The following is a 12002-nucleotide window of genomic DNA, read 5'->3' as shown; positions in this document are numbered from 1 at the left end:
TTATTTTTTGCTACATCTATCGAAGTCCCAACGACCTCTATCCGTTGTTAAATAATCTCTTTGGTATATCACACACGTACCTGTATGGTTACTTACCTCCATCTTTAACATCCTGTCTCTATGTACCCAAAACCTTTGACTGTCCATATCTACAAGAAACTTACTTCCATCTTCATTACACTCAACCAAATCCACTTTCATCATATGTGACAGCGTCTTACCCATGTATTCCTGCGCCACATCCCCTGCCATCATATCTAGGTACACACTTCTCTTATACACCGCACCATCTTCGCTGAACTCACATGAAAGTTCCATATAACCAGAACCCGCTCGTCTGAACGACACAGGAGTTAACTCAACAAGAATATATACCTTACTTCCTACCAAATCATGTGACGGGATATTATCTATATAAAGATTCATAACTACTTGACCCTTCTTCCTCGTTATCTTATTCCCAAGAACCGTTGCCTTACCCAATCACACCACAACCCCTTCCTTCTAAACCCCAGTATACCTAAGAATATAAAACTGCGTACTAAACTGCTTATCAAAAATAAAAAGGGTACTGTTACGCACCCTCACCTTTAGTTTATAAATTCTCTTCCGTTCCAATCCCATTTAGACTTTGGATATTCAATACCTACCCTTCGCTCCGTTTGTGTGCTGATTACATTAAAGTTTTCAGCGCCTTTCTCTGTTTCTACAAACGCACGACTGTACACGAACCCATCAGCCCCTAAAATAACTAAACGGTCACGATTCACCCAAAAGGCATTACCTTCCCCACCAAGGTACATCTCAACTAATACTTTATGTTCATCTTCATCAGACACATCGATATCAAGAATTCGAACCCTATCCATAACCTTTTCTTTTGTACCTACTTTATCTTTATAATTACCGATTTCGGATGTATACCCTTTGATTGTGTGTTCAAAATCATTACCGTTTTCAGTGAATTTGTACGTTACAGCAACCTGTTTTCCTCGACCTTTTGCACTTACCACTTCGGCATCAAGCTCAATAAACCCAGTATAACAATCTTTTATATACGTAGTTGGTAGCTCTTCTATAAATAACCCTACAACCGCATTATCTTTTCTTTCTACTTCACGACCCGCAATAACTACCTTTTCTGTACCTAACATATAAAAACAGCTCCTTTGTTTTCTTGATTTATTTTGCTTGTTTGCTTCCTTGGTTACACTATACCATTTTATTATATTTTAGTCAATAATTTAAGAAATAAAAAGAGTGCTGTTACGCACCCTCATTATCTATGCAATGTTCCCATAAAGCCATCTAAGGCAACCGTAATACCGGGTCCAAAAGCTGCTAAGTAAATAACGAGTGCAATTACCCCGATAATCGCCACTAACATAAATGCTGAACCTTCTTGCATACCTTACTCCCCCTATGCTCGTACAGAAATATCTAACGTACGCTTCTGAATTTTGAAGGAAAGTAATAAGAAACCACCGTAGCAAATGCCCATAATCCCTAACGCTGCAGGTGTTACCTCGGTAAACGCAGCATATAAATCTCCTGCCGTAACCTTCATTGTTAACGGGATAAGTGCAGCGATAATTAACGCCACATACTCTTGTAAACGTTGGAACTTGTTTTTACGGTACAACTCATCACGCTTTACTAGCTCCGTTGACATGTTCTTTAACGGACGTTTGAATAGGCGCTTCGCATCCCCACCATCTTGATATGCGATTAACATATTACGATGGAAGATATCTAAAGCCGTAAACTCGTACTTATCGAAGTGTGAGAAGTCTAATTTACCTGTATTTCTCAGTACCTCATACGTATGTTTAATATCCACACCTACACGACCGTTATAGCTTTCAGATACTTTTTTAAGCGTTTGTGCTACTGTTTTACCCGTCTGCATATGGAATGAAATATCTAAACAGTAACTTTCTAATTGTGCCAAGTCTCTCTGTACTACATTTAGTTTTCCCGGAAGGAATGAATAGTAGTACGCAGACATAACACCCGCAATAACCCCCATTATAATAGCAGGGATAATTGTATCAGTTGTTAGATACAGATAACCTGCACCTAACACCATACACACAACGGCTGTAAAGAAATGTTGGGGCTTTGTAAACGACCGAATGAACTCTTTACGATTTGCTTTATCTAGCTCTTTCTTACTTAACTCAACCCTCTGTTTACCTTTTTCAGCCTCAAGCTTTTGAATTTCTTCTAAGGTTTTCACCTTGTTTACGCCTACTTTATTGATAGGACTTTGTTTTACTTTGCGGATACCCACATTAACTCCTCCTAGCTTGCGATAAATACATCAGGTATTTCGTGGTACATACGTGCTTTACGCAATCTCCCTTTTAACTCTTCGCTCAATTTCCCGTGTACCACTCTATCGATATAGTCGCCAGTTGCTTCATCATAATCCGTAACCCTTGCAAATAACGGCTCAGATACAACACCTCTACCCGGCTCATACCCTGTATATTCCACAACCTCACGAATACGACGCTCAATACTTCCATCAGGTAAATACACTGCCTCCATATGAATACCAAGACCTAATGTAGATGCGATATCCTGCATTAACACCTCTTGGTTTAAGTTTGGATATCTTCGTGCAATCATCTGAATCATACGTGAAGGGATTTGAGCAGCCCCAATCGCATGGACTGTAGAACAGAAGTAATGACCTGTTAACCCTGCATCAAGTAAGTCAAACGCCTCATCGCCACGAATCTCAGAGATTAAGAACCAATCCGGGTTGTTACGTAAACCAGACTTGATTAACTTAGAGAAATCAATAGATTTACCTACATCTTTAAGCTTAATTTGCCAAGAGTTAATATCCTTTTGAGGATAAATAACCTTTAAATGACTATCCATTGTATCCTCAGCAAGCGTTATCTTCATATGGTCAGGTATAGAGCCTACAATTGTCTTTTGTAGCTCTGTTTTACCAGAACCCGTTTGACCACTAATCATAACGTTAATTCCCATCTTCATTAGCAGGTCAAGTAGTTTTGCAACCTTGTCATCACACACAGAGTCTAACGATGACGTAGCCAACCTTGGGTGGGAAATACGAAGTGCCATTGTTTCCCCATAAGGAGATACATCATGCTCCATAAAGTTAACACGAATTGTACCTACCTCGGAATCGAAAATAGGGTCTAATCCGTTCCACTCTTTATTCTTCCTTACTGCTATACGTAACCCAAGCTCTTTTACATCCTCAGCCGTTACCTTTGCGTTTTTATATACATACCGACCTTTTACGTTATCTTGTATACGTAAATCCGTACCATTAAATGATACATCGGTTACGGTCTTTTTAAGCTGTAACCCACCTTTTCCATCCGATTCAAATAAAATATCCCGCAGAAATGAAGTCTTTACAACCTCATCCATAACTGTAGCGTCTACTTCATTTTTTGAATCAACGTTGTTTGTTACCTTTTTATCGATGCCACTATCTTGCCCCTCTAGCTCGATATCTCCTGCACCCACATCCTCAAAAGCTTGCCCCTCTGTACCATACAAAGGGGTGATTTGAGAGTCCGGGCTTTTCTTTTTACCAAATAGACTACCTAATGCCATTCTATTACGACCTCTCTTTTTAGAAATTTAAACCATCCATAGCTTTGGACATTACCTGTACGATAACCACACCTACCCAGATAAAGATAAATGCCGTTGTTAATACAAGTGAAGGTATTGCCATACCTCGAAGTTTAGTAGACTTACGAATAACCAACTCATCTAGTTTGTTATCGTTCAATCTATCAATCTTATCTTCTAATTCTGAAAGCGCTCCTTCATCTGTACCATGTACATACATTTCATAAACAAGCATCATAACCTGACTTGCTTCTCGTGTACCGATGAAATCTGCAAACCCACGGAACGCCATATACGCTGACTCAGGGTCTGAATTTACAGTTACCGTATCTACTAACTTAACAAGCTGCGTCTTTAACGGCTCTTTTACATAATCGCTAGTTAAACGTAACGTTTGAATTACGTTACCCCCAGATTGTGACCCTAGCAAACTAATAAACGTTGTAAGGAACTCTGGGAACATAAACGCTAGTTTGTCTTTACGCTGATTATGTAGCTTCATCATGTTCCAATACGGAATTTTCCAACCCATGTATCCAAACGCAGGTGCTGCTAAAGTAAGTAGTACTGTTTCGGCTGCCATACCTTTAAACCAAAATAGCCCAACGACTCCGGCTAACCACAGAAGTATCATTGCAATTACATGCTGTATTCGCTGACGACGAAATAAACCTATATTAATACCGAGCATTTCATAATATTTCTCCCGGTTTTCCTCCAGTAATAACTCACGTAACATGTGTTATCCTCCTACTTTCTTTTCGTGATAAATACTTGGTCTTGTCTTTCTAATTTCATGGTGCTTTTAAATCCTGACTGGAACTTTAACTTCCCTGTATAGTTAATCGTTAAAGTTTTACCAGTGTTTTGTCCTGTATCTCCACTAATTGAGTAAGATATCCCAGACTGTTTCAGCTGATTTCCATAGGCTTTTGCCTCAGCACCAAGACCACCATTTTCACGAACAATATTCGTCATCTCCGTTGTTCGTTGCGTGAATTGTTGACTACCCATAACCCCTATCCAAGCTTGGATACAAAACACTACAATGAACGCAGCGAATATCAGCATACCGAACATCGTTTCAACAAAACGACTCATGCCTTAACCTCCTTCAGAATCAGCTTCTTCTCTGTTTCCGATTGGACTTTTCCTTTTTTATCAAGGAGTTTGACACGATACTGCACACCTGTCATAGCATCTTTGTTGTTCGTAACGTTATTGTTTTTGTCAAAGAACACATACGAAATCTCAATATCACGGTCTGTGTTAGTCTGTGATTTTAAAACATTCGCTGTAACAGTAGCAATCGTATCTTCCATATCCAATCGGTAATGTTCTGGGTCGTTCCTCATTGCTCCTAAAGTAGCAGTTTCTAACGCACCTGTTACCCTTTCCGCTGACATCGTATTGTTGGTATGGTTAACCATTAATGGCGTCATACAGATAAGTAGTAATATCAAGGAAACCCCGGCAATTATATACTTGCCCACTACCATCACCTCTTTATGAATTTACAATCTCTATCTACTTAGTTTGTTTCACACCTTCTCTTTTATCTTACTTTCTCTAACCATCCTTTTAGCGCAGCCCCTGTTTTATCCATATACGCATCACCCGGAGCAAGCTCTTCTACTTTTCCATCACGAACCTTTAGAAGTGTTGGTACACCTTCTACCTTTAAGGTTTCAAGGATTTGCTTGAAGCTATCCATATCTTCTTTCTTCGCATCGTCCGTGTTGTAGTACTCTATCTTCATATCCATATCCTTAAGAACTTTATCCTGTATTGGACGGTAGTCACGACAGTTTGGACATGTTGGTCGCCCTAAATATATAATTTTAGACTCTCCACTACTTAGTACACTTTTAAAATCAACTGTAGTTAATTTATTTAAATGAGAGTTATCTTCCTTATACTCAGAAGCGTTATCTAACCCCGACTTATACTTACTTTCATGTGCAAAGTTAGACACCTCTTTTGCTTGTACAGACCCTTTATACATTAACCACCCACTGCCTACACCCGTAATAAGTAAAACAGCCGCCAATGTTGCAACCGTACCCTTTCTCTTCTGTTTTACCTTTCCCTTTGCCTTCATAGGCTTTCCGGATTTACTATGCGGTTGATTCTTTGTTTTTTCTTCTTTTTTGGTTTCCTTACTTTCCATGAGATTTTAATCCCCTTCCTGTTACGAGATACAGTAATAGATTAATGTCACCCCATTCTCCACTTTCCCTTATCCCGAAACACAAAAAAGGTAGTGGACACAATATCCACTACCTTTTACTCATCTATCTAATTGCAGCTTTTAATTTCTTACTTAACAGCTTCTTTTAATTCTTTACCCGGTTTGAACGCAGGTACTTTTGAAGCAGCAATATCCATTTCTTCACCCGTTTGTGGGTTACGACCCTTACGTGCAGCACGTTCACGTACTTCAAACGTACCGAAACCTAATAACTGTACTTTTTCACCTGCAACTAATGTATCTTTAACCCCTGTTAGGACTGAAGCAACCGCCTTTTCAGCTTGCGCTTTCGTTAATTCTGCATCTTCCATTACTTTTTTCACTAATTCTGTTTTATTCATTTTAGTTCCTCCTGTAGCTATATCTAGCTTGTTTATTTTATGTAAACTCTGGTTGTTTCATAGAGATAAAGGGATTATAGATTCCCTTTATCTCCATTATTAAACTCAAAGCTTAAAATCCCATCTACAACTGTAGGTGTAGCTCCTTCTACAGAACCCATGCAATCAGCTGCTCGTAATTCATTAATTGCTTCCGAAGCCGTCATCTCTCTACCTAAGTCCACAGGCTCACCATTTAGGTTTACCATAGTTACCATAGTTTTATCAAGACTAGCCATACCCATTACCTCCATCTATTTATATTTCAAAAGCCTTTGCGCCTTAGCGATACCTTTATACTAACACCTTTTATCTGTTTCAACATGCAGGTTGTTATCAGACTCACAATCCCGTATCTCTACTTTTCTATAAAAATAACGTACCTACTTTATAACAAACCTTCGTTTTCTAGTAAACATTAAATCTACATTAAGTCAACACAAAGTCACGTAAATAGAATCGGATTTTAAAATCAAGTCAACTTTAAGTCCACATGGCTTCTTATTTTTAAGAAATAACCCCTATACTCTATATAATGCGTGACTTTAGTCTACTTAAAGTCTACACTAAGTCCACATAGTTACTATCGACCACTAACGCAGTTTTACATCATCATGGCAAGTATACCCGCCAGATTTTTCTTCATCTTCCTCTTTTGCAGGACAAACAGCAAGGGTAGTATCCTCACCTAGTTCTCTTCCTTTTTTAAACATTAAATCAGAATCATATTCATCCATAGCCTTACGGACTTCATCAAGTAACTCAGAACCCGTTAATCCCATATTGATTAACTTATCCGATATCTCTTTACGATAATTCGAACGCTCCTGTCGCTCTTCTAAAGTAAGAGAATCTAAGAATTCATCAGAACCCTCAACTTCTTCCTCGTCGTCAGGCATACAATCTTCCTCTTCAAATAGAGTTACTGCACCCTCATGGAAGCTGTGAGCCTCATCTTCACTATCGTAGATAGGTGAATCGTCTCTACCAGATAAATTCATATTTAACCAACTCTCTGGGTACGTATGGTTGTTTATATATACCCACTCAGCAATATCATCGCTTTTATTCGTTGTAGACTCCCCACCATGTACAACTTCGTTACCATCTTCATCTACATATACAGTGTCAACTCGGCTCTCCACTACCGTACGCTTAAATCGTTTTACACGCTTTGGAATTTCAAACACATCTGTAGGCTCGATTAGAGCGTGTACCCCATTTAAACAGAAGCGTAGTAAGAAATCGTCCTGCGTAATAATTCGTCCAAACACACCATAACAACGTGGTTGCATCTCATTCGCATTATCAACCCCACTAAAGAACGCCTCCATACGGTGATGGCTATGCGTCTCCACAATACATTGATAGTTCTTTTCGAACCAATTCATTAACTTATCCTCTTTAAACGTACTTCTAATCCCTGTGTTGTACTGCTTCGGACAATATACAACTAATTTCCCATCAACAATTAACCCATCTTTATGTTCGTTATATAAATCTTCCGGAATCTCTTTATCATATAAATTCCAGTAGAACAGTACTGAAGCCTCTGTTCGGAATTTCGTAAAGATATCCTTGTAAAAGTCCAATGTCATTAACCAATATTTTGCAGGTATTTTAGGTACTAACATCTGAACACCTTCTTTACCTTTACCTGCATTCAGTTTAGCAGTTGCTGGGAAGCTCATTTCCTTTTGTGTAAGGACTGTAACCCCGTTACTGTATGAACGGTACACCCCATCATCCATTACCTCTATTTCTGTTCTGCTTCGTTTGTAATCCGCAGCCTTACCTACCTGTCTTTTAATAAATGCATCAGTCCAAGACATCCAATCTCTCCCTTACCCTTTTATTTGTTATTATCAATACCAAGAAATTATATTACAGTCAATGTGAATATTTTAAAACAGGCTCCTCAACCGAAGAACCCTTTTTTACCTGTATTCTGCTGCGCTTTACTCATATATGGCTTGATATAAGGATGTTTACCATCCCCACCATCTAATACCACCATATCCATTGTTGCGTATTTACGCCGCTCCAATAACACACTCAACATGTAATCGTACGACCACTCAGAAGGCAATAACCTCTCATCTGTATCGTAAAACTCACCTGTCGATTTAAAGTAATGTATGGTTACCTTTTTTACAGGCTCGTTCATACCACTATCACCTCATGTATTATGTAACCATTATATAGTATGTAAGGTATGCCAGTATCAAGTGCCTATGCCGTGGCTCTAGTTTTAGTGTTTTGTATTTTTAGCGTTACACACCTTACATCTTATATAATGTTCCCTACCATTCAGTAGGTTATATCTGCCCTAGAGGTATTTCATTCAAATTTAAGGATGCTTAAGCCTGTTGTTTCTACTTAAGTCTACCGATACCAATATATTCATTCAACGAGGGAAGTTGTGATGATAAATGTACCCTCTAGAGCAGGTATAACATACTGACTTTTATTTTGCCGGTGTTTCCTTGGCTACGTTTAATTTAACACAATCCCTAATCTTTGACTCGCACACTGTTATCAAAAATAAAAAGCAGGAGGAAATTTCCTCCTGCTCTCAGACACTAGTTAATTTGTTTACGTAGGTCAAAGGTAGTAAATAGCACGTCACGAACAAATGCGAAACGTTTTTGCAATGCCGGATTACTATTGTAGTTAATTGGACCCAATGCTGCAGACATCTCAGAAGACGTTGACGTATGTCTTACACGTTTGTATAACGTTTTTTGTTCTTTACCCGCAAGCATTACTAGCTGAGCAGGGTTAGCGAAGATTTTAGCACCACTGAATGCAAATTCTGCAATAGCCGCCCCATCTTTCTCAGCCACTCTAGCCTGTACTCCCGCCTCTCTGAACATATCAGGATGTAACTCAATGAATTGTTTTAAACGATTCATACGTTTTACGTCCGCATCTGTAGCAGAAGCGTTACGTCGCAACTGACGTCGTTCTCCTTGAATTAATTCCCCGGCTCTTTCAAGCATTGCTCCTGCTCTTAAATCGATTTCAGAAGGGTTTGCATGCCCTAAACGGAACGTATCCGACTTATCAGCGTAAACTTTACCAGATGTAGCATTAACCAAGAAGTGAGGATGTACAAACAGCTTCTCTTTACCGACAGACATCATCATAAATCCGCTCTCTTTATCTTCTTGCTCAATTTTAGCTACATACCCTTTTTCTTGAATCTTACCTAATTTATTAATACCGCTTGGCAATGTACGCAGTGCCGTACGGACTTTTTCGAACCCATCACCGTAGTCCTTACCTTTAATGGATTTTAAGTACTCAAGTGCAAATTTAGCCGCTAACTTACTCTTATCTTCCTTAACTGCTGTAGCAGCTGCCTCTGCTTCACCCTCTGTAATTCCGTTAATAATCATATACGCTTTTTTCTCGAACTCTTGACGTTCTTTCAACTTACCGCCCATATTCTTTGCATTACGGTGATTTGCATAGAACTGATGCGCACTTCGACCGTTAAATATCATATCGAACCAAGCATCGTCCGAAATATCAAACTCTAGCCAAGCGCTTACGTTTACCTCAGAGTCAAAACGTTGGATACTAGAAGGTTTGAACGTACGGAACTCACCTTTAGCAATATCCATTACTTTAATATAATCCCCGGCAATTTGTGCCTCGATTTTATCTTTTTCTTCCCAAGCATCTACCTCAGGAGTTGGCTTATAGCTTTTCGGATTCTTAACCGCCAGTAACTTCTCAATTAATTCCTTATTTCGTGTTGTATGCATGATACGAATCGAACCGTCACGCTTACGGAACACGACACGTACAACTTTCTCACGTAACACTCGAATCATGTCTCGAGACTTGATATCACGAGGGTCTGGGTGATTCAGCATTTCATCAAACTTCTCAAAGTTGTCCTTAACCAGAAGGTTTAACAAATCAATGATAGCCTTTTCAAACTCTCTGTAATCATCAACGTTTACTTCCTTAAGTCCTTCTACAACAGGCATTTGAATTAACTTCATAAGCTCTCCACGGCTTACAACGTAACCTTCAAACGTTTTTTGATTTACTACATGGTCGATATTTGTACGAATCATATTGATATCCGCACGAGTTACCTTAACTACATCAGCCTCAGCAATTTCTTTATCCGTAAATACTTGGTTAGGGTCTTCTTTTTTCGTTTCTAACTCTTTAAGGTATTCGCTGAACTTAGTTTTTACAAACTCCTCTACCGTCTTTTGCAACTTAGCGTGATTTGATTTCTGTACCTCTAACACGCCACGTAGTGTTTGCTCAGACGTACCAAGACTGCTATAGAACGCTTTTACATCAATTCCTTTTTTCTCATGTGCTTTCTGTAGCTTAAGTACTTCACGTTTAACAACTTCTTTTACTGTTTTCTTAGCTTCTTCATCCAACATTGCGATTGCTGTAACTACTGCGTTTCTTGCAGTCGTCATATTCGCCTCGCCCGTCTTTTGATATTCCTTAGAAAACTCTTCTTTATACTTTTTATTTTCGAATGCAGCGTTCTTAATTACACTATCTACAAATGGATATCGGATAAGACCCGGTAATGTTGTAGGATTTGGTACTGCTAAGCCGTAAGCTGCTCTTACTGCATCTTCATATTCGTTTTTATAATCTTTTACTTTAACCTTTTTACCACCAGAGCCACGAACACCGTATAACGCTCCCGCTAACTGCGCTCTGTACCCAAGTTCGTGTAGCATACCATTAACCATTTTAACGCCGTTATCGTCGATAATTCCTTGCTCCGCCAGTTTCGTTCGAATTTCTTCGCTTCCGCCCGCAGAACGCATTACCATCTTACCTTTAATAACAGAGGTTTCTACTTTAATTCCCGTTGTTTTGAATCCTTTATCCGCTTCTTCACCTAACCAAGAACTGAATGCGTTCACATCGAAGAAGTTGTGTACCACCTTTCCATCCTTCTTCACTATAATTGCATCAGGTAAGTAATGGAGTCCATTAGGTGTGAAGTCTACACCACTCCACTTACCTTTAAACCCACCAATTCGAGGTACATCAGTTTTATCCCCATACTCTACGCTAAGCCCAAGCGCACGTAAAATATCCATTGGCTTTAATCCGATGCCTAAACGGTTAACTACTGCTTTTTTAGATGTTCCAAACCCTGCCACAAGCATGAAGTCATCACCGTTAAGGGAAGCACGAATCTCTACCTCCTCATTGAACTTTGTTCTCCAAGCTTTACTTGCGTAAACTGTAAGTTCATCCAGTGTCATATCTCCGATTAAGTCACCGTCTAGATTTGAAACCGTTACTTTTTCTGGTTCTGGTGCTTTTGCTAACTCAGCATTTAAATCCTCTTGCGTAACTCCAGGCTCATCATCCACCTCTACGTGACTTATAGAGATAAACCCTGCTCCTACATATAAAAGACCGTCTTCTTCATACGTATACCCATGATAGTGTGTAGAATCATCCACACTGTAGAACGATGCACTCTTAAATTTATCCGCCAGTAGTTCCACTGCTTTTCTATCTGGTTTACCCGACCATTTAATTGTTAAATGGTCTGTTCCTTGTCTCTTACGTACTGAAAAGTGTCGCGCCGGAAATCCCGGAAACTCTTTTTTCAACGCTTTTCTTATTTTTTTAGCCGTCTCTGTCGCTGTTTCACGTATTGCAGCTACCTTTGCCATGTAAATCCCCCCAAATAGTGTCTTGTTAGAATAACCTGCCTATACTGTATTCTCTTC

Annotated in this window: 14 protein-coding genes; all 14 read right to left on the bottom strand. The window is 39.2% G+C overall.

What is annotated here, in order from left to right; genetic code table 11:
- Nucleotides 1–483, bottom strand: coding sequence for a hypothetical protein (locus ACTFR8_RS22300; protein ID WP_440027919.1), 483 nt, complete (start codon nt 481–483; stop codon nt 1–3).
- A 107-nt stretch (nt 484–590) separates the two neighbouring features.
- Entirely contained in the window at nt 591–1154 is a 564-nt protein-coding gene (locus ACTFR8_RS22295; RefSeq protein ID WP_440027916.1) for a hypothetical protein, read from the bottom strand.
- A gap of 125 nt (nt 1155–1279) precedes the next feature.
- Nucleotides 1280–1408: a hypothetical protein gene (locus tag ACTFR8_RS22290; RefSeq protein WP_260459660.1), complete on the bottom strand. Its 129-nt coding sequence runs from the start codon at nt 1406–1408 to the stop codon at nt 1280–1282.
- Between the two features lie 12 nt (nt 1409–1420).
- A complete protein-coding gene (locus ACTFR8_RS22285) occupies nt 1421–2293 on the bottom strand; it encodes a type II secretion system F family protein (protein WP_221660243.1) in 873 nt (290 codons plus the stop codon).
- Nucleotides 2294–2304: 11 nt separating this feature from the next.
- Nucleotides 2305–3606: a CpaF/VirB11 family protein gene (locus ACTFR8_RS22280; protein ID WP_440027913.1), complete on the bottom strand. Its 1302-nt coding sequence runs from the start codon at nt 3604–3606 to the stop codon at nt 2305–2307.
- A 19-nt stretch (nt 3607–3625) separates the two neighbouring features.
- Nucleotides 3626–4366 (bottom strand): type II secretion system F family protein, encoded by a 741-nt coding sequence (locus ACTFR8_RS22275; RefSeq protein ID WP_440027910.1) that lies wholly within the window; start codon nt 4364–4366, stop codon nt 3626–3628.
- Between the two features lie 11 nt (nt 4367–4377).
- Nucleotides 4378–4728 (bottom strand): hypothetical protein, encoded by a 351-nt coding sequence (locus tag ACTFR8_RS22270; protein ID WP_221660240.1) that lies wholly within the window; start codon nt 4726–4728, stop codon nt 4378–4380.
- Nucleotides 4725–5069 carry a hypothetical protein gene (locus ACTFR8_RS22265; protein WP_440027907.1) on the bottom strand — a complete coding sequence of 115 codons (345 nt, stop codon included), beginning with the start codon at nt 5067–5069 and terminating at the stop codon, nt 4725–4727. The genes ACTFR8_RS22270 and ACTFR8_RS22265 overlap by 4 nt, the downstream gene beginning before the upstream one ends.
- A 113-nt stretch (nt 5070–5182) precedes the next feature.
- Nucleotides 5183–5797: a thioredoxin family protein gene (locus ACTFR8_RS22260; protein WP_440027905.1), complete on the bottom strand. Its 615-nt coding sequence runs from the start codon at nt 5795–5797 to the stop codon at nt 5183–5185.
- A gap of 149 nt (nt 5798–5946) precedes the next feature.
- On the bottom strand, nt 5947–6219 hold the full coding sequence (locus ACTFR8_RS22255) for an HU family DNA-binding protein (RefSeq protein ID WP_221660237.1): 273 nt from the start codon (nt 6217–6219) through the stop codon (nt 5947–5949).
- Nucleotides 6220–6293: 74 nt separating this feature from the next.
- Nucleotides 6294–6497: a hypothetical protein gene (locus ACTFR8_RS22250; RefSeq protein ID WP_221660236.1), complete on the bottom strand. Its 204-nt coding sequence runs from the start codon at nt 6495–6497 to the stop codon at nt 6294–6296.
- A 354-nt stretch (nt 6498–6851) separates the two neighbouring features.
- A complete protein-coding gene (locus ACTFR8_RS22245; RefSeq protein ID WP_440027901.1) occupies nt 6852–8090 on the bottom strand; it encodes a hypothetical protein in 1239 nt (412 codons plus the stop codon).
- Between the two features lie 86 nt (nt 8091–8176).
- Complete coding sequence (locus ACTFR8_RS22240) at nt 8177–8425, bottom strand: hypothetical protein (protein ID WP_221660234.1); 249 nt, start codon at nt 8423–8425, stop codon at nt 8177–8179.
- A gap of 415 nt (nt 8426–8840) precedes the next feature.
- A complete protein-coding gene (locus ACTFR8_RS22235; RefSeq protein ID WP_440027899.1) occupies nt 8841–11945 on the bottom strand; it encodes an LPD29 domain-containing protein in 3105 nt (1034 codons plus the stop codon).
- Between the last annotated feature and the right edge of the window lie 57 nt (nt 11946–12002).

The sequence above is a fragment of the Bacillus cereus group sp. MYBK15-3 genome, assembly GCF_051916765.1.
In the GTDB taxonomy this organism is placed as follows: Bacteria; Bacillota; Bacilli; order Bacillales; family Bacillaceae_G; genus Bacillus_A; species Bacillus_A cereus.
Note: the sequence above shows the minus strand (reverse complement) of the source record. Positions and strands in the feature narration are given on the sequence as shown.

What these genes read in the sequence shown, in the direction of transcription:
- ACTFR8_RS22295 (WP_440027916.1), bottom strand. Translation starts at nt 1,154, where the DNA reads ATGTTAGGTACAGAAAAGGTAGTTATTGCGGGTCGTGAAGTAGAAAGA.
- ACTFR8_RS22290 (WP_260459660.1), bottom strand. Translation starts at nt 1,408, where the DNA reads ATGCAAGAAGGTTCAGCATTTATGTTAGTGGCGATTATCGGGGTAATT.
- ACTFR8_RS22280 (WP_440027913.1), bottom strand. Translation starts at nt 3,606, where the DNA reads ATGGCATTAGGTAGTCTATTTGGTAAAAAGAAAAGCCCGGACTCTCAA.
- ACTFR8_RS22275 (WP_440027910.1), bottom strand. Translation starts at nt 4,366, where the DNA reads ATGTTACGTGAGTTATTACTGGAGGAAAACCGGGAGAAATATTATGAA.
- ACTFR8_RS22270 (WP_221660240.1), bottom strand. Translation starts at nt 4,728, where the DNA reads ATGAGTCGTTTTGTTGAAACGATGTTCGGTATGCTGATATTCGCTGCG.
- ACTFR8_RS22265 (WP_440027907.1), bottom strand. Translation starts at nt 5,069, where the DNA reads ATGACGCCATTAATGGTTAACCATACCAACAATACGATGTCAGCGGAA.
- ACTFR8_RS22260 (WP_440027905.1), bottom strand. Translation starts at nt 5,797, where the DNA reads ATGGAAAGTAAGGAAACCAAAAAAGAAGAAAAAACAAAGAATCAACCG.
- ACTFR8_RS22255 (WP_221660237.1), bottom strand. Translation starts at nt 6,219, where the DNA reads ATGAATAAAACAGAATTAGTGAAAAAAGTAATGGAAGATGCAGAATTA.
- ACTFR8_RS22250 (WP_221660236.1), bottom strand. Translation starts at nt 6,497, where the DNA reads ATGGCTAGTCTTGATAAAACTATGGTAACTATGGTAAACCTAAATGGT.
- ACTFR8_RS22245 (WP_440027901.1), bottom strand. Translation starts at nt 8,090, where the DNA reads ATGTCTTGGACTGATGCATTTATTAAAAGACAGGTAGGTAAGGCTGCG.
- ACTFR8_RS22240 (WP_221660234.1), bottom strand. Translation starts at nt 8,425, where the DNA reads ATGAACGAGCCTGTAAAAAAGGTAACCATACATTACTTTAAATCGACA.
- ACTFR8_RS22235 (WP_440027899.1), bottom strand. Translation starts at nt 11,945, where the DNA reads ATGGCAAAGGTAGCTGCAATACGTGAAACAGCGACAGAGACGGCTAAA.